The organism is Escherichia coli DSM 30083 = JCM 1649 = ATCC 11775 (assembly GCF_003697165.2).
GTDB classification, from domain to species: domain Bacteria; phylum Pseudomonadota; class Gammaproteobacteria; order Enterobacterales; family Enterobacteriaceae; genus Escherichia; species Escherichia coli.
The window spans coordinates 4625565-4644186 of the sequence record NZ_CP033092.2 but is presented as its reverse complement, the minus strand read 5'-3'; the positions used below and the strand labels follow the sequence as shown (position 1 = coordinate 4644186).

The 18622-nt window shown below is 49.6% G+C and carries 13 protein-coding genes; 6 read left to right on the top strand and 7 right to left on the bottom strand.

The window, feature by feature from the left end; genetic code table 11:
• Nucleotides 1–140: 140 nt before the first annotated feature.
• Together metB and metL are read left to right on the top strand one after the other, a co-directional pair.
• Entirely contained in the window at nucleotides 141–1301 is a 1161-nt protein-coding gene (gene metB / locus EAS44_RS23770) for a cystathionine gamma-synthase (RefSeq protein WP_000197200.1), read from the top strand.
• 2 nt (nucleotides 1302–1303) lie between these two features.
• Nucleotides 1304–3736 carry a bifunctional aspartate kinase/homoserine dehydrogenase II gene (metL, locus tag EAS44_RS23765; RefSeq protein WP_000110755.1) on the top strand — a complete coding sequence of 811 codons (2433 nt, stop codon included), beginning with the start codon at nucleotides 1304–1306 and terminating at the stop codon, nucleotides 3734–3736.
• Between the two features lie 217 nt (nucleotides 3737–3953).
• Here metL and EAS44_RS23760 read toward each other — a convergent pair whose 3' ends face one another.
• The 4 genes from EAS44_RS23760 to EAS44_RS23745 all read right to left on the bottom strand — a co-directional run bounded on the left by EAS44_RS23760 (nucleotide 3954) and on the right by EAS44_RS23745 (nucleotide 9458).
• Complete coding sequence (locus EAS44_RS23760) at nucleotides 3954–4814, bottom strand: nucleoside-specific channel-forming protein Tsx (protein WP_000275563.1); 861 nt, start codon at nucleotides 4812–4814, stop codon at nucleotides 3954–3956.
• A 76-nt stretch (nucleotides 4815–4890) separates the two neighbouring features.
• Nucleotides 4891–6510: a bifunctional metallophosphatase/5'-nucleotidase gene (locus tag EAS44_RS23755; protein ID WP_001331537.1), complete on the bottom strand. Its 1620-nt coding sequence runs from the start codon at nucleotides 6508–6510 to the stop codon at nucleotides 4891–4893.
• A gap of 40 nt (nucleotides 6511–6550) precedes the next feature.
• Nucleotides 6551–8101: a bifunctional metallophosphatase/5'-nucleotidase gene (locus tag EAS44_RS23750; protein ID WP_000859437.1), complete on the bottom strand. Its 1551-nt coding sequence runs from the start codon at nucleotides 8099–8101 to the stop codon at nucleotides 6551–6553.
• Nucleotides 8102–8333: 232 nt separating this feature from the next.
• Nucleotides 8334–9458, bottom strand: a complete 1125-nt coding sequence (locus EAS44_RS23745; protein WP_000105536.1) for a hypothetical protein — start codon at nucleotides 9456–9458, stop codon at nucleotides 8334–8336.
• 132 nt (nucleotides 9459–9590) lie between these two features.
• Between EAS44_RS23745 and EAS44_RS23740 the strand changes: the two genes are divergently transcribed.
• From EAS44_RS23740 to yijE, 4 genes are all read left to right on the top strand, one after another.
• Entirely contained in the window at nucleotides 9591–11144 is a 1554-nt protein-coding gene (locus tag EAS44_RS23740; protein WP_000694069.1) for a bifunctional metallophosphatase/5'-nucleotidase, read from the top strand.
• Nucleotides 11145–11525: 381 nt separating this feature from the next.
• On the top strand, nucleotides 11526–12416 hold the full coding sequence (metF, locus tag EAS44_RS23735; RefSeq protein WP_000007515.1) for a methylenetetrahydrofolate reductase: 891 nt from the start codon (nucleotides 11526–11528) through the stop codon (nucleotides 12414–12416).
• A gap of 328 nt (nucleotides 12417–12744) precedes the next feature.
• Nucleotides 12745–14925 (top strand): catalase/peroxidase HPI, encoded by a 2181-nt coding sequence (gene katG, locus EAS44_RS23730; protein ID WP_001296626.1) that lies wholly within the window; start codon nucleotides 12745–12747, stop codon nucleotides 14923–14925.
• A 93-nt stretch (nucleotides 14926–15018) separates the two neighbouring features.
• Nucleotides 15019–15924 carry a cystine transporter YijE gene (gene yijE, locus EAS44_RS23725; RefSeq protein WP_001271242.1) on the top strand — a complete coding sequence of 302 codons (906 nt, stop codon included), beginning with the start codon at nucleotides 15019–15021 and terminating at the stop codon, nucleotides 15922–15924.
• A 26-nt stretch (nucleotides 15925–15950) separates the two neighbouring features.
• On the opposite strand, the gene yijF is transcribed toward yijE, so the two are convergent.
• From yijF to fsa, 3 genes are all read right to left on the bottom strand, one after another.
• The gene (yijF, locus tag EAS44_RS23720) at nucleotides 15951–16568 is read right to left on the bottom strand and encodes a DUF1287 domain-containing protein (protein WP_000647851.1); all 618 of its coding nucleotides are present in this window, start codon (nucleotides 16566–16568) and stop codon (nucleotides 15951–15953) included.
• Between the two features lie 275 nt (nucleotides 16569–16843).
• A complete protein-coding gene (gene gldA / locus EAS44_RS23715; protein WP_000374010.1) occupies nucleotides 16844–17947 on the bottom strand; it encodes a bifunctional L-1,2-propanediol dehydrogenase/glycerol dehydrogenase in 1104 nt (367 codons plus the stop codon).
• A 10-nt stretch (nucleotides 17948–17957) separates the two neighbouring features.
• Nucleotides 17958–18620: a fructose-6-phosphate aldolase gene (fsa, locus tag EAS44_RS23710; protein WP_000424854.1), complete on the bottom strand. Its 663-nt coding sequence runs from the start codon at nucleotides 18618–18620 to the stop codon at nucleotides 17958–17960.
• Between the last annotated feature and the right edge of the window lie 2 nt (nucleotides 18621–18622).

The following is an 18622-nucleotide window of genomic DNA, read 5'->3' as shown; positions in this document are numbered from 1 at the left end:
ATATAATTTTAACGGCTATTTGAGATTTGCTCAATCTATACGCAAAGAAGTTTAGATGTCCAGATGTATTGACGTCCATTAACACAATGTTTACTCTGGTGCCTGACATTTCACCGACCAAGCCCAGGGAACTTCATCACATGACGCGTAAACAGGCCACCATCGCAGTGCGTAGCGGGTTAAATGACGACGAACAGTATGGTTGCGTTGTCCCTCCCATCCATCTTTCCAGTACCTATAACTTTACCGGATTTAATGAACCGCGTGCGCATGATTACTCGCGGCGCGGCAACCCAACGCGCGATGTGGTTCAGCGTGCGCTGGCAGAACTGGAAGGCGGTGCTGGTGCCGTACTTACTAATACCGGCATGTCCGCGATTCACCTGGTAACGACCGTCTTTTTGAAACCTGGCGATCTGCTGGTTGCGCCGCACGACTGCTACGGCGGTAGCTATCGCCTGTTCGACAGCCTGGCGAAACGCGGTTGCTATCGCGTGTTGTTTGTTGATCAAGGCGATGAACAGGCATTACGGGCAGCGCTGGCAGAAAACCCCAAACTGGTACTGGTAGAAAGCCCAAGTAATCCATTGTTACGCGTCGTGGATATTGCGAAAATCTGCCATCTGGCAAGGGAAGTCGGGGCGGTGAGCGTGGTGGATAACACCTTCTTAAGCCCGGCATTACAAAATCCACTGGCATTAGGTGCCGATCTGGTGTTGCATTCATGCACGAAATATCTGAACGGTCACTCTGACGTGGTGGCAGGCGTAGTGATTGCTAAAGACCCGGACGTTGTCACTGAACTTGCCTGGTGGGCAAACAATATTGGCGTGACGGGCGGCGCGTTTGACAGCTATCTGCTGCTGCGCGGGTTGCGAACGCTGGTGCCGCGAATGGAGCTGGCCCAGCGCAACGCGCAGGCGATTGTGAAATATCTGCAAACCCAGCCGTTGGTGAAAAAACTGTATCACCCGTCGCTGCCGGAAAATCAGGGGCATGAAATTGCCGCGCGCCAGCAAAAAGGCTTTGGCGCAATGTTGAGTTTTGAACTGGATGGCGATGAGCACACGCTGCGTCGTTTCCTGGGCGAGCTGTCGTTGTTTACGCTGGCGGAATCATTAGGGGGAGTGGAAAGTTTAATCTCTCACGCCGCAACCATGACACATGCAGGCATGGCGCCAGAAGCGCGTGCTGCCGCCGGGATCTCCGAGACGCTGCTGCGTATCTCCACCGGTATTGAAGATGGCGAAGATTTAATTGCCGACCTGGAAAATGGCTTCCGGGCTGCAAACAAGGGGTAAAAATGAGTGTGATTGCGCAGGCAGGGGCGAAAGGTCGTCAACTGCATAAATTTGGTGGCAGTAGTCTGGCTGATGTGAAGTGTTATTTGCGTGTCGCGGGCATTATGGCGGAGTACTCTCAGCCTGACGATATGATGGTGGTTTCCGCCGCCGGTAGCACCACTAACCAGTTGATTAACTGGTTGAAACTAAGCCAGACCGATCGTCTCTCTGCGCATCAGGTTCAACAAACATTACGTCGTTATCAGTGCGATCTGATTAGCGGCCTGCTACCCGCCGAAGAAGCCGATAACCTCATTAGCGCTTTTGTCAGCGATCTTGAGCACCTGGCTGCGTTGCTCGACAGCGGTATTAACGATGCGGTGTATGCGGAAGTGGTGGGCCACGGTGAAGTGTGGTCGGCGCGCCTGATGTCTGCGGTGCTTAATCAACAAGGGCTGCCAGCGGCCTGGCTTGATGCCCGCGAGTTTTTACGCGCTGAACGCGCTGCGCAACCGCAGGTTGATGAAGGGCTTTCGTACCCGTTGCTGCAACAGCTACTGGTACAACATCCGGGCAAACGTCTGGTGGTGACCGGGTTTATCAGCCGTAACAACGCCGGTGAAACGGTGCTGCTTGGGCGTAACGGTTCCGACTATTCCGCGACACAAATCGGTGCGCTGGCGGGTGTTTCTCGCGTAACCATTTGGAGCGACGTCGCCGGGGTATATAGCGCCGACCCGCGTAAAGTGAAAGATGCCTGCCTGCTGCCGTTGCTGCGTCTGGATGAAGCCAGCGAACTGGCGCGTCTGGCGGCTCCCGTTCTTCATGCCCGTACTTTACAGCCCGTTTCTGGCAGCGAAATCGACCTGCAACTGCGCTGTAGCTACACGCCGGATCAAGGTTCCACGCGCATTGAACGCGTGCTGGCCTCCGGTACTGGTGCGCGTATTGTCACCAGCCATGATGATGTCTGCTTGATTGAGTTTCAGGTGCCCGCCAGCCAGGATTTCAAACTGGCGCATAAAGAGATCGACCAGATCCTGAAACGTGCTCAGGTGCGCCCACTGGCGGTTGGCGTGCATAACGATCGCCAGTTGCTGCAATTTTGCTACACCTCAGAAGTGGCCGACAGTGCGCTGAAAATCCTCGACGAAGCGGGATTACCTGGCGAACTGCGCCTGCGTCAGGGGCTAGCGCTGGTGGCGATGGTTGGGGCGGGCGTCACCCGTAACCCGCTGCATTGCCACCGCTTCTGGCAGCAACTGAAAGGCCAGCCGGTCGAGTTTACCTGGCAGTCTGATGATGGCATCAGCCTGGTGGCAGTACTGCGCACCGGCCCGACCGAAAGCCTGATTCAGGGGCTGCATCAGTCCGTCTTCCGTGCGGAAAAACGCATCGGCCTGGTATTGTTCGGCAAGGGCAATATCGGTTCCCGCTGGCTGGAACTGTTCGCCCGTGAGCAGAGCACGCTTTCGGCACGCACCGGCTTTGAATTTGTGCTGGCAGGCGTGGTGGACAGCCGCCGCAGCCTGTTGAGTTATGACGGGCTGGATGCCAGCCGCGCGCTAGCCTTCTTCAACGATGAAGCGGTCGAGCAGGATGAAGAGTCGCTGTTCCTGTGGATGCGCGCCCATCCGTATGATGATTTAGTGGTGCTGGACGTTACCGCCAGCCAGCAGCTCGCTGACCAGTATCTTGATTTCGCCAGCCACGGTTTCCACGTCATCAGTGCCAACAAACTGGCAGGAGCAAGCGACAGCAATAAATATCGCCAGATCCACGACGCCTTCGAAAAAACCGGGCGTCACTGGCTGTACAACGCCACCGTCGGTGCGGGCTTGCCGATCAACCATACCGTGCGCGATCTGATCGACAGCGGCGATACCATTTTGTCGATCAGTGGGATCTTCTCTGGCACGCTCTCCTGGCTGTTCCTGCAATTCGACGGTAGCGTGCCGTTTACCGAACTGGTGGATCAGGCGTGGCAGCAGGGCTTAACCGAGCCTGACCCGCGTGATGACCTTTCCGGCAAAGACGTGATGCGCAAGCTGGTGATTCTGGCGCGTGAAGCGGGTTACAACATTGAATCGGACCAGGTACGTGTTGAATCACTGGTACCTGCCCATTGCGAAGGCGGCAGCATCGACCATTTCTTTGAAAATGGCGATGAACTTAACGAGCAGATGGTGCAACGACTGGAAGCGGCCCGCGAAATGGGGCTGGTGCTGCGCTACGTGGCGCGTTTCGATGCCAACGGCAAAGCGCGTGTGGGCGTGGAAGCGGTGCGTGAAGACCATCCGCTGGCATCACTACTGCCATGCGATAACGTCTTTGCCATCGAAAGCCGCTGGTATCGCGACAACCCGCTGGTGATCCGCGGGCCAGGTGCAGGGCGCGACGTCACAGCCGGGGCGATTCAGTCGGATATTAACCGACTGGCGCAGTTGTTGTAGTGATTATTGAACAAAAGCTGGCAGTTGCCAGCTTTTGTTGTCACCCCTAAACCTCTTCCTGGGGAAGTGGTGATTGATTGTCATTTTGCCTTTGGTCAGTGCCCCCGGTAATAAGGGGGCTTTTGTGTTGAGCGATGAAGTAACAGAGTGAATGGTGAAGTTATTAATGACAATTACAAAATGACATTAAGTAACAATATCTAAAATGTCACCTAATTTAAAATTGATAACCAATAGTAGTATAGGTTCCCCATCCTGTATTTTTTAATTCAAATGGACCATCTCCGAAGTTAACCTTCTCTCCCGCATTCCATTGTCCACCGTTGTGAAAATAACGTAGTGTAAATGCAAATTTCCAGTGTTCATATAGAAGGGAAAGGATATGGCTTGAAGCAATAGCATTACTGGTTCGTTTATTATTGTGTGACTTGTCCGCAAGATCGGAGCCAAAATCAAAGTTAGTAAAACTATTGTATACCAATCGTCCTCCGAATAAATTTGTAAGAGGGATGCTATATTTTATTTTGAATCGATATCCGTCCCATTCATTTTCATTAGCGGCACCATAGTTTTGCCACTGATACTTGGCGTATATATTGGCAGAAAGCTTAATTGGTAGACCCGTGTCGATATCTGTACCAAGCCCCATATACCATGTACTTTGCCGGGATGACTGGTTGTCACCCATATCATAGACATAGTTGTTTGCAATAAACCATTCTTTAAATGGGCCGAACGCAAGATTTAATCCGGTCAATTTGTCAATGGAAAACCGAGGTTCTATTTCCGTAAATAGTGGTGAGCCCTCATCCCAGATCCCAACATCATAGTGACTGCCGACGCCAAAGAATTTCGGTAGATCAACATAACCATAAAAATCAAACCAGTCTTTTCTTCCTGCTACAGTATATTCAGGGTAGAGGTCGTTAGTCAGTCTTGGGCCAAAGCGAGAGTCTGTGCGACCAATGACATTCAAGCTTTGATGTAACCAGCTTTCATCAATTTTAATTTCCTGAGCGTTTCCAATGCAAGGTATTAATAGAATGGATAAAGCTATCCAGTGCTTTTTTATATACATAAATATATCTCTTATATATTGTTGATTTAGAGAGAAATAATGTCATCCAGTGAATGAATGGTATTATAAGTTTTTGTTATTTGCTTACTTCTACCCGCATTTCATTTACCTGTGCAGGAGTAATCTTGTGGCCTTTCTTAAAATAATCGATTACGACATTGGACATGTTATTTCCGGCGCGGACCTGGACATTTTTCCCTTCTTTGAATGCCAGAAAACCATCGCCCCCAAGTGCAAGGAAAGTCGTAGTCGCAACATGGTAAATATTCGTATCAACGATCTCTTCACCATTAATTTTAAAAGATACAATGCGCTGACCTACTGGTTTCTGCAGGGTATAGCGCATTTCTGCGCCTTTTGACATTTGCAGGATGCCATTGGTAAGCGATGCCCCGTGCTCCAGTAGGTTACGCAGATCCTTACCGCTGAGATCCATTTCAGTAAGTTCATTCTTGAAGGGGAATGTACTGGTAATGTCACCAAAGGTAATCGTGCCTGCATTTATATCAGCACGTAAACTGCCGGAGTTTATCAACGCAATTTGTGCAGTCGGTGCAGCGACAAGCATTGCATCGGTAAACAGGTTGCCAAGTTGCGATGACTCACCGTAGGCACGAGTTAATGCAATCGATGATTCACCGACTGGTTGGCGTACAAGATCCGCCAGTTTTTTATTCCAGCTATTGATAACTTTTTGTGTGGTTGGATCGGGTATCCATTCATCGGCATAAACCGTTTTCAGCTCAAAGCTCTTCACTTTATGAGTACGAGCTGTAGGGTTGACATCAAGGATTAATTTACCAATATCGATACCGCCACTGTCAGTCGAAAGGATTAAGGTGTTGCCGACTTTGATTGGTTCTGGCGTTCCGACGTGGGCATGCCCGGTAATCAGAATATCCAATCCTTTCACCTTGCTTGCGGTTTGAATATCTTTATCCAGCGCACGTCTAACATCTGTATTGCCAATGCTGGACTGACGCGCCGGTACGCCTTCATGAACCAGCGCCACGGTGAGGTCAACCTTATCACGTAACTCGTCGATATAATGCTGCAAATACTTCACTTCATCACGTGCTTCAATCCCCTGATTCTTGAGGGTCGCGGAAGATTTATCAAATCGGTTATTATTGTCATTATCGAGTCCCTGGAGAGAGAGCTCCGAGACAGTGTCATTAAATGCAAATACGCCGTGTAGCCCAACAATACCAATCTTGATGCCATCTTTTTCCAGGATGGTGTAGGGCTTGTTCCAGAAGGGTTTCTCACTCTCTTTATGATAAACATTGCCTAATAAAACAGGGAAATTCGCTTTGCTTAATTGTCGGAGGGCATTATCCCAGCCATGGTCAAACTCATGATTACCGATTGATACTGCGTCAAAAGGCATGGTATTCATAATATCAATTATTGCTTCGCCCTTTGTCAGGCTACTGATATATGGCCCGGTGAAATAGTCTCCAGCATCAAAATAAAAGGTGGCTTTATTTTTGGCTTTCTCTTGTTTTACTAACGTGGATATATTGGCAAAGCCACCAATGTCGCGTTTTCCGTCTGCGACATACGGTACTTTATAGGAATCCACATGGGCGTGAAGATCATTGGTATAAATAATCGTGACATCCTGCGCCATAACTGAGGTCGAAAAAATAGTCAGCAATGTTGCGGCAAATAAAGTACGCTGCGCTGTTTTCATTCGCATTCCTTGTTAAATAAATTGACTGATAAATGAGATTTTATTTGGCGACGTCCATGACTCGTTTAGTTAAGTCTGGGGTGACAGGTTTATGATTTTTGAAATAATCGATGATAGATTCCGCCGAGGTTGTTCCCGGTATCGTCTTCACATTTTTTCCATTCAAAAATGCTTCAAAACCGTCACCACCACTGGCACAAAAGGAGTGCGTGGCAATACGATATGTTTGATTATCTTCCACGGGTTTGCCGTTAATGGTGAAAGAGATTAACCGTTGGTTGAGTGGTTTTTTGCTGTCATAGACAACCGCAACGCTTTTTGAAACCTGTAACACACCGTTAGTTAGATTGGTTGCATGCGTCATCAATGATTTGAGATCGCGGCCCGTCAAATCCATCTCGATGAGGTCATTATTAAAGGGGAATGTGCTAATAACATCTCCCAGTGTGATATCGCCTTTAGGAAAATCAGCTCGCATCCCACCGCTATTTTGAAATCCGGCAACGGCATCAGGTGTTTTTTCCATCATTGCATCAAGAATAAGGTTGCCGGTAGAAGAGGAACTACCATACTCACGTGTTAAAACTACGGGAGAATGGCCGACAACTTCCTGTGTTATTTTGTTAAGCTTTGCACTCCATTTATCAATAGTATTTTGAACGATGGTGTCAGGTTTAAATTGATCTGCAAAGATGGTGATTAACTCACCATTATAACTATCAATTTTCTTCGTTTTCGGATTGTAATCAAGCACAAGTTTTCCGATGTTGGTGCCGTATGCATCGGTAGATACAATTAATGTGTTATTAACTTTTATTGGTTGCGGTGTTCCGACATGTGCGTGACCGGTAATTAAGACATCAACACCATTCACTTTTTTAGCTGTCTCAATATCTGCCTGTAGTAGCCGCTCCACATCTTTACTACCAAAGCTTGATTGACGCGCCGGGACACCTTCGTGAATTAGCAAAACGGTTATGTCGACTTTACCTTTTAATTCTGCAAGTGCTTTATTTAAATATTTAATTTCGTCTCTGGCTTCTACGCCTTCACGTGCTTTTGCCGCGACTGTATCATAGAAAGCGAATGCGCCATGCAATCCAATCACACCAATCTTTAAACCATCTTTTTCGATAATGGTCCACGGATGATCCCAAACTGGTTTATTCGTATCGGTGTAGTAGATATTTCCCAGCAGAATGGGGAATTTTGCTTTTGATAACTGAGACACCATATTGGGCACACCGTGATCGAACTCGTGATTACCAACAGACACCGCATCAAAGGGCATAGTGTTCATGATATCAATAATAGCTTCACCTTTGGTCAGGGTGCTGATATACGGCCCGGTAAAATAGTCGCCTGCATCAAAGAAAAACACATCTTTGCTTTTTTTCTTCGCTTCATTAACGATGCCTGCAATATTAGCCATACCACCTATAAGTCTGTTCTTATCAACAGCGAGGATTTTTGCCGGATTGACATGTGCGTGAATGTCATTCGTATAATAAATAGTAACGTCCTGAGCTAGAACACTGTGAGAAAATATCACGCCGAATATGACTGATAATGTTGTAAATACAGTTTTCATCATCCCTCCTGGATAGGGTGTGTTACATTTGTTGAATTATTTAAATAAAAGGCACATCGTGTCTTATTTTATGTAAGCATAGTTCAGAAAAGTATTGTGTGATCTTAGTAACAAATAATGTTATTAATTAAACATTGACCATGATTATATTTCACGGTCATACATTTATATATTTAATTAAATGAAAGGTAGTGATCTCTCTTAATTTATGGTCGTTTGTCGAGTGTATTGACTAACAAGATGGAGTGAGCGATTCATTGTATTTTAACGCCAGTGAGGTCAGCATTTGCGTTACGCGACCTGCGGATAATAACGCGCTTTGGGTAAAGTCGTGTTGGTCTGTCAGCCATGTGATAAAACAACGACTGGTTGCCAGAGAAACATTTGCGCCCCTTTCTAAGCTGGCTCCCGTGAGTAGGCAGACCATCTTGCAATTATTCCCCTGCTCCCAGCGCTGCCACTGATTTTGCCACCAACCATGGTATGTCGTTCCCTTAAAATGCCAGGGCGTATCAGCGTTACTGTCACTGATTTCTTCTTCTACGAACCAAAGTTCACCTTGTTGTTGGCGGAACTGATCTGCCCAGGCTGTAATAATTGCGCCTCTTAGAAAACATTCGTGTGAAATAATATGCGTTTTGACATCTGGATAGCGGATTTTCAGTATTCTGAAATGCCCGTGTGCCGTGATAACCGGGCGTAGTATGGCTCCCTTACCGTTGCGCTTGAGTACAGCACTGCCATACTGAATTTCATCGAACTGGCTCCGGCGCAAGAATTGCGCTTCACGCATATCTACCTTCTGCACGATATCGCGATGGTGCATAGTTGGTTCTGTGTTGCCCTTGTAACTGTACCGCAGACTGTCTCCTGTCTGATGTTGCGTATAATTCGTGGAGAGATGAAGAATGTTGCCACGAGTGGCGTCAAGACTGACTAAAACATACAGTTTTTGTACTGCGCTGGCCCCTTGAAAGGGTATGAACAGTTGAACGGTTTCAATGGCCTGGGGATGCGTAATTTCTTTCTGATATTTTTTAGGCGTCCAGACTTTTTTGCAGTTACGGCATTGAATGCGTTGCGAACCCTGTGGATTGTGACCATAACAAATCATGTCTGTGCCATAACATACCGGGCAGAAATGGCCTTTCTCAATTGCATAAGTAGACAAGTGAACTGACAACCAGTCACGAAATTGTTGCTCGTCAAACAACGGCGGGTAACTGCCACATGCCCGACAGTGCAGTGCCGGATAACCCAGTTTATAGTCTGGCCAACTGTAATCTTCCGATGAGGCCAATCCCAAATTTCGGCAACCGAACGTTTTACAGGCATTAATCGTAAACAGAGTCGACATATATCACCAACGATTTCACAAGGTCGTTGATTTTGTCCGGCAACTATCCCCTGCGGATGTGATTACTCTCACATAAATAAGTCTTTCAGAACGTAATGTAGCAATCCTTTATCTCACTGAAAGGGATTGTTTATGAAAATTAAAATACTTGCTGCGGGTATCGCATTAACACTGCCGTTCTGGGCTTGCGCTAAAGATGTCACTATTATTTATACCAACGACCTCCATGCGCATGTAGAACCTTATAAAGTGCCGTGGATCGCTGACGGTAAACGGGATATTGGCGGCTGGGCAAATATCACTACGCTGGTTAAGCAAGAAAAAGCAAAAAATAAAGCGACATGGTTTTTTGATGCGGGCGACTATTTTACCGGGCCATATATCAGCAGCCTGACCAAAGGTAAGGCTATTATCGATATTATGAATACTATGCCGTTTGATGCCGTCACAATAGGCAACCATGAATTTGACCACGGCTGGGACAACACATTATTACAGTTGAGCCAGGCAAAATTCCCTATTGTGCAGGGCAATATTTTTTATCAGAACAGCAGTAAATCATTCTGGGATAAGCCCTATACCATCATCGAAAAAGACGGCGTGAAAATTGGCGTTATAGGTTTGCACGGAGTATTTGCCTTCAATGATACGGTATCTGCTGCCACGCGCGTGGGTATTGAAGCGCGCGATGAAATTAAATGGCTACAACGTTATATCGATGAACTCAAAGGCAAGGTTGATTTGACCGTCGCCCTGATCCACGAAGGTGTTCCAGCCCGCCAGTCCAGTATGGGAGGCACAGATGTGCGTCGCGCGTTGGATAAAGATATTCAGACGGCAAGTCAGGTGAAAGGGCTGGATATTTTGATCACCGGACATGCACATGTGGGTACGCCGGAACCGATTAAAGTCGGCAATACGCTCATCCTCTCCACTGACAGCGGCGGGATTGATGTGGGCAAACTGGTTCTCGACTACAAAGAGAAGCCGCATAATTTTACGGTGAAAAACTTCGAGCTTAAAACCATTTACGCTGACGAGTGGAAGCCCGATCCGCAAACGAAACAGGTGATCGACGGCTGGAATAAAAAGCTTGATGAAGTGGTGCAACAAACGGTGGCGCAATCGCCGGTTGAATTAAAACGTGCCTATGGTGAATCGGCTTACCTCGGGAACCTGGCGGCTGACGCTTTACTGGCAGCAGCGGGTAAAAATACCCAACTGGCGTTAACAAACTCTGGTGGTATCCGCAATGAGATCCCCGCAGGGGCGATTACGATGGGCGGCGTCATCAGTACGTTCCCGTTCCCCAACGAACTGGTGACGATGGAACTCACGGGTAAACAATTACGCAGTCTGATGGAACACGGCGCAAGTTTAAGCAATGGCGTTTTACAGGTATCGAAAGGCCTGGAAATGAAGTACGACAGCAGCAAGCCGGTTGGTCAGCGGGTAATCACACTGACTCTGAATGGCAAACCCATTGAAGATGCGACGGTTTATCACATTGCTACTCAGAGTTTCCTTGCTGATGGTGGAGATGGTTTTACCGCCTTTACCGAAGGGAAAGCGCGTAACATAACGGGCGGTTATTACGTTTATCACGCGGTGGTTGATTACTTCAAAGCGGGCAACACCATTACGGATGAACAGCTCAACGGTATGCGCGTGAAGGATATCAAATAAAAGTGCGCACTGAATTGACTCAACTGTTTGTTACCCGTTGATTGCGCAGATCCTGTATTCGGCCTACGCGAGGGCGCAGGCCAAATCAGATGCCTTAACATCACCATCCGGTGGCAGGACGTTGTTTTTCGAATTAGCCCAGGTGTCGCTGTGTTGTCAGAATATGAGTCAAAACGTGCGAGGTGGATTGCGCTATAGAGAAATCTTTTATCGCCTCTAATTAAGATGAGTTTTTTTCATCTTCCCTGATTTTTCCTCACCATCATTGGTTATTTTTCGGTTGACGCCCTTCGGCTTTTCCTTCATCTTTACATCTGGACGTCTAAACGGATAGATGTGCACAACACAACATATAACGATAAGCGATTGATGAGGTAAGGTATGAGCTTTTTTCACGCCAGCCAGCGGGATGCCCTGAATCAGAGTCTGGCAGAAGTCCAGGGGCAGATTAACGTTTCGTTCGAATTTTTCCCGCCGCGTACCAGTGAAATGGAGCAGACCCTGTGGAACTCCATCGATCGCCTTAGCAGCCTGAAACCGAAGTTTGTATCGGTGACCTATGGCGCAAACTCCGGCGAGCGCGACCGTACGCACAGCATTATTAAAGGCATTAAAGATCGCACCGGCCTGGAAGCGGCACCGCATCTTACCTGCATTGATGCGACGCCTGCCGAGCTGCGGATCATTGCACGCGACTACTGGAATAACGGTATTCGCCATATCGTGGCGCTGCGTGGCGACCTGCCGCCGGGAAGTGGTAAGCCAGAAATGTATGCTTCTGACCTGGTGACGCTGTTAAAAGAAGTGGCAGATTTCGATATCTCCGTGGCGGCGTATCCGGAAGTACATCCAGAAGCGAAAAGTGCCCAGGCCGATTTACTCAACCTGAGACGAAAAGTGGATGCCGGAGCCAACCGCGCCATTACTCAGTTCTTCTTCGATGTCGAAAGCTACCTGCGTTTTCGCGATCGCTGCGTCTCGGCAGGCATTGATGTGGAAATCATTCCGGGAATTTTGCCGGTTTCGAACTTTAAACAGGCGAAGAAATTTGCCGACATGACCAACGTGCGTATTCCGGCGTGGATGGCACAAATGTTCGACGGCCTGGATGACGATGCTGAAACCCGCAAGCTGGTGGGCGCGAATATTGCCATGGATATGGTGAAGATTTTAAGCCGTGAAGGAGTGAAAGATTTCCACTTCTATACGCTTAACCGCGCTGAAATGAGTTACGCGATTTGCCATACACTGGGTGTTCGACCTGGTTTATAAATAGTGTGCCTTTTGTGAAAATCACACAGTGATCACAAATTTTAAACAGAGCACAAAATGCTGCCTCGAAATGAGGGCGGGAAAATAAGGTTATCAGCCTTGTTTTCTCCCTCATTACTTGAAGGATACAAATCTAAAACCCTTTTTTATAAAGCATTTATCCTAAATCGGACATAATCAAAAAGTCTTAATTACGATCAATTTGATCTACATCTCTTTAACCAACAATATGTAAGATCTCAACTATCGCATCCGTGGATTAATTCAATTATAACTTCTCTCTAACGCTGTGTATCGTAACGGTAACACTGTAGAGGGGAGCACATTGATGAGCACGTCAGACGATATCCATAACACGACAGCCACCGGCAAATGCCCGTTCCATCAAGGCGGTCACGACCAGAGCGCAGGTGGGGGCACAACCACGCGCGACTGGTGGCCAAATCAACTCCGTGTTGACCTGTTAAACCAACATTCTAATCGTTCTAACCCGCTGGGTGAGGACTTTGACTACCGCAAAGAATTCAGCAAATTAGATTACTACGGCCTGAAAAAAGATCTGAAAGCCCTGCTGACAGAATCTCAACCGTGGTGGCCAGCCGACTGGGGCAGCTACGCCGGTCTGTTTATTCGTATGGCCTGGCACGGCGCGGGTACTTACCGTTCAATCGACGGTCGCGGCGGCGCGGGTCGTGGTCAGCAACGTTTTGCACCGCTGAACTCCTGGCCGGATAACGTAAGCCTCGATAAAGCGCGTCGCCTGTTGTGGCCAATCAAACAGAAATATGGTCAGAAAATCTCCTGGGCCGACCTGTTTATCCTCGCGGGTAACGTGGCGCTGGAAAACTCCGGCTTCCGTACCTTCGGTTTTGGTGCCGGTCGTGAAGACGTCTGGGAACCGGATCTGGATGTTAACTGGGGTGATGAAAAAGCCTGGCTGACTCACCGTCATCCGGAAGCGCTGGCGAAAGCACCGCTGGGTGCAACCGAGATGGGCCTGATTTACGTTAACCCGGAAGGCCCGGATCACAGCGGCGAACCACTTTCGGCGGCAGCAGCTATCCGCGCGACCTTCGGCAACATGGGCATGAATGACGAAGAAACCGTGGCGCTGATTGCGGGTGGTCATACGCTGGGTAAAACCCACGGTGCTGGTCCGACATCAAACGTAGGTCCTGATCCAGAAGCTGCACCGATTGAAGAACAAGGTTTAGGCTGGGCGAGCACTTACGGCAGCGGCGTTGGCGCAGATGCCATTACCTCTGGTCTGGAAGTGGTCTGGACCCAGACGCCGACCCAGTGGAGCAACTATTTCTTCGAGAACTTGTTCAAGTATGAGTGGGTACAGACCCGCAGCCCGGCTGGTGCAATCCAGTTTGAAGCGGTAGACGCACCGGAAATTATCCCGGATCCGTTTGATCCGTCGAAGAAACGTAAACCGACGATGCTGGTGACCGACCTGACGCTGCGTTTTGATCCTGAGTTCGAGAAGATCTCTCGTCGTTTCCTCAACGATCCGCAGGCGTTCAACGAAGCCTTTGCTCGTGCCTGGTTCAAACTGACGCACAGGGATATGGGGCCGAAATCTCGTTACATCGGACCGGAAGTACCGAAAGAAGATCTGATCTGGCAAGATCCGCTGCCGCAGCCGATCTACAACCCGACCGAGCAGGACATTATCGATCTGAAATTCGCGATTGCGGATTCTGGTCTGTCTGTTAGTGAGCTGGTATCGGTGGCCTGGGCGTCTGCTTCTACCTTCCGTGGTGGCGACAAACGTGGTGGTGCCAACGGTGCGCGTCTGGCATTAATGCCGCAGCGTGACTGGGATGTGAACGCCGCAGCCGTTCGTGCTCTGCCAGTTCTGGAGAAAATTCAGAAAGAGTCTGGCAAAGCTTCGCTGGCGGATATCATCGTGCTGGCAGGTGTGGTTGGCGTTGAGAAAGCCGCAAGCGCCGCAGGTTTGAGCATTCATGTACCGTTTGCGCCGGGTCGCGTTGATGCGCGTCAGGATCAGACTGACATTGAGATGTTCGAACTGCTGGAACCAATTGCTGACGGTTTCCGTAACTATCGCGCTCGTCTGGACGTTTCCACCACCGAGTCACTGTTGATTGATAAAGCACAGCAACTGACGCTGACCGCGCCGGAAATGACTGCGCTGGTGGGCGGGATGCGCGTACTGGGTGCCAACTTCGATGGCAGCAAAAACGGCGTCTTCACTGACCGCGTTGGTGTATTGAGCAATGACTTCTTCGTGAACTTGCTGGATATGCGTTACGAGTGGAAAGCGACCGACGAATCGAAAGAACTGTTCGAAGGCCGTGACCGCGAAACTGGCGAAGTGAAATACACAGCCAGCCGTGCGGATCTGGTCTTTGGTTCTAACTCTGTCCTGCGTGCGGTGGCGGAAGTCTACGCCAGCAGCGATGCCCACGAGAAGTTTGTTAAAGACTTCGTGGCAGCGTGGGTGAAAGTGATGAACCTCGACCGTTTCGACCTGCTGTAATCTGACCTTCTTCAGCGACTGCCTTTCATGCAGTCGCTGAAGTTTCTTTACCGGCGTATAGTGTCCACAGGAAAACTACACACTGGATCTCTCATGTCTGCCGCAGGAAAGAGCAACCCACTGGCAATCAGTGGCCTGGTTGTGCTCACACTTATCTGGAGTTATAGCTGGATTTTCATGAAGCAAGTCACCAGCTACATCGGTGCCTTCGACTTCACCGCCTTACGCTGCATTTTCGGCGCTCTCGTTTTATTCATCGTCCTTTTATTACGTGGTCGCGGAATGCGCCCGACGCCGTTTAAATACACCTTAGCCATTGCCCTGTTACAAACCTGCGGGATGGTTGGCCTGGCACAGTGGGCGCTGGTCAGCGGCGGAGCGGGGAAGGTGGCAATCCTGAGCTATACCATGCCGTTCTGGGTGGTAATTTTCGCCGCGTTGTTTCTCGGTGAACGCCTGCGACGTGGGCAATATTTCGCGATACTGATTGCCGCTTTCGGCTTATTTTTGGTGTTGCAGCCGTGGCAACTCGATTTCTCTTCGATGAAAAGTGCCATGCTGGCAATCCTCTCCGGTGTGAGTTGGGGGGCGAGCGCGATTGTTGCTAAACGTCTGTATGCCCGCCATCCGCGCGTGGATTTATTGTCGCTAACATCCTGGCAGATGCTGTATGCGGCGCTGGTGATGAGCGTGGTCGCTTTACTGGTGCCGCAACGTGAAATTGACTGGCAACCCACCGTGTTCTGGGCGCTGGCCTACAGTGCGATTCTGGCGACAGCGCTGGCCTGGAGCTTATGGTTGTTTGTATTGAAAAACTTGCCTGCCAGTATTGCCAGCTTAAGCACACTGGCCGTTCCCGTTTGCGGCGTACTCTTTTCCTGGTGGCTGCTCGGTGAGAATCCGGGGGCAGTTGAAGGTAGCGGTATTGTGCTGATTGTACTGGCACTGGCGCTGGTGAGCCGTAAGAAAAAAGAAGCCGTCAGTGTAAAAAGGATCTGAATTTTTTCTTCATGTGGGGAGATCTCTTATTTAGCAAAATACCGATAGTGCCCCACCATCTGCCAGCTAAACAGTACATCTTCTTCCTGCGCGCCTGCGCCAATGTTATGTATCACCAGCGGCGTACCGTCGCGGGCGAAGCCATCTGACACCACCCCAATATGTGCCAGCCCGTTATCTAATCGCCAGGAGACAATATCGCCCGCTTGATAGTCACTGGGGTTCTTGCTGGTGGGGCGTGTTTTATCGTGGCGGGTAAACCAGGTTTCCAGATTAGGCACCCGACGGTGATCGATGTTGCTGTCCGGGCGCTTTAACTGCCATTTTTGCGGGTACGCAGCAAAATTCTTCGCCATATCTTCGTGCACCAGTTTCTGCAAATCGACCTTCTGGCTGCGCAATGCACGGATCACCACATCGGAACATACGCCGCGTTCTTGCGGGACATCACCGCCAGGATAGGTAAGCTGCACATACGCCGGATCGTAAAATAGCGTGCTGCCGATTTGCAGTCTGGCGCCGTCTGCGATGGCAAGATTGGTGTTAGCCTGGATTTGTACCACGGTTGGTGGAACGGCGGGAGATTTTAAGGAGTAACTGGTAAATAACGTCAGAAGACTGAATAACGCCAGTGAAGCTTTCATCTGTTTCGTCCGTGAAAATAAGAGTCACAGATTCGACCTTCCGGGCTAACGATTGTTCTGTGGAGAAAATGTCCAGAAGCGGATAAAAAAACACCCGAACAAGGTGGAAGTTTCAGATTACTGGCACAGCGTGCCGGATGCGGCGTGAACGCCTTATCCGGCCTACAAAAGTACGTAAATTTACTATATTGCAGAGATTGCGTAGGCCTGATAAGCGTAGCGCATCAGGCAATTTTGCGTTCAAACTCCCGGACAAGCCGGGAGTTTGGAGTAGGTTATTCCCACTCTTGCAGGAAACGCTGACCATACTGGTCGGCTACCAGCAGTGCGGCGTAAACCTGATCTGGCGTCGCGCCGCCAGGCATGTTGTGGATGGTTTCACCTTCTGCACATGCCGCTTCTGCCACAATTCGCATTTTCGCCGGGACATCTTCTCTAATATCCAGTTGAGCGAGAGTTATTGGCAAACCTACCGCATGGCTAAGCGCAGCTACGGTTTCGATTTCCTCCACCGACGCGTTTTCCAGCACCAGCTGCGTCAGCGTACCGAATGCTACTTTTTCACCATGATAATAGTGATGCGCGTCCGGGATAGCGGTCAGGCCGTTATGTACCGCGTGTGCCGCCGCCAGCCCGCCGCTTTCAAAACCAACGCCACTCAAATAGGTGTTCGCTTCAATCACGCGCTCCAGCGCCGGAGTCACTACATGCTGTTCGGCGGCAAGCATCGCTTTTTCGCCTTCTTCCAGCAGGGTGTTGTAGCACAGTTCAGCCAGTGCCAGCGCTGCCTGAGTGCACTTGCCACCCGCCATGGTGGTCGCGCCGCTACGGGAACAGGCACGCGCTTCAAACCAGGTTGCCAGCGCATCGCCAATACCCGCCGCTAACAGACGCGCGGGCGCGCCAGCGACGATTTTGGTGTCGACAATGACCATATTCGGGTTATTTGGCAACAGCAGATAGCGGTCAAACTCACCCTCATCGGTGTAGATAACAGACAATGCGCTGCACGGTGCGTCGGTAGAAGCGATAGTCGGTGCGATCGCTACCGGAACACCCATGAAATGTGCCAGTGCTTTGGCAGTATCGAGGGTTTTTCCGCCACCGATACCGAGAATTGCGCCACACTGCGCAGTCTCCGCGATGCCACGCAGACGGTCGATCTCATTTTGCGAACATTCACCGCCAAACGGCGCAATTTCTACTACCAGTCCAGCATCTTTAAAGCTTTTCTCGACAGTGGATTGAGCAAAACCTAAAACAAATTTGTCACCCACCACTAACCAGCGTTCCGCCAGTGGCTTCAGGTACTCGCCCAGACGATTAATTACATCTGCGCCCTGGATGTATTTACCTGGTGATTGAATAATGCGGTCCATAATTACTCCTTTAGAGATGAGTAGTGTCAAATGCGGCATTCCAGTCGTGCTCGAACTTCTCTATAGCTGACTCTACCGCAGGGGTGTTAAGCATTTGTTGCGCTACATCTAAGGGCAGTGTGATGGATTCACATCCAGCCAGCAAACAATCCAGCGCCTGACGTGGTGTTTTAAAGCTGGCAGCCAGCACCATGCTTTCTGGCGCATGCATTTCCAGTAACGCTTGCAACTCCTGTACAGTACGAATGCCGTCACCGCCCTGGGCATCTACGCGGTTAACGTATGGAGCAACGTATTTGGCTCCAGCCAGCGCCGCCAGTAATCCTTGCGCGGCGCTGTACACTGCGGTTCCCAGCGTAGTAATGCCTTCTTTCTTCAGCATTTTAATTGCTGCCAGACCTTCAGAGGTTACCGGAATTTTCACCACAATGCCCGGAATAGCGTCGCGCAGGTGTTTCGCTTCTTTCACCATACCCTGCGCGTCGCGGCTCATGGTCTGAGCAAACAGAATGCCCTCATCACCGATCGCTTTTTGAAGGCGCGGCAGCACTTCCCAGATGGACTCCTTGCTGGCAGCGATAATGCTCGGGTTAGTTGTCACCCCGGCAATCGGGAATATGCGTGCCAGACGTTCGACTTCTGCGACGTTAGCGGTGTCCAGATACAGTTCCATGA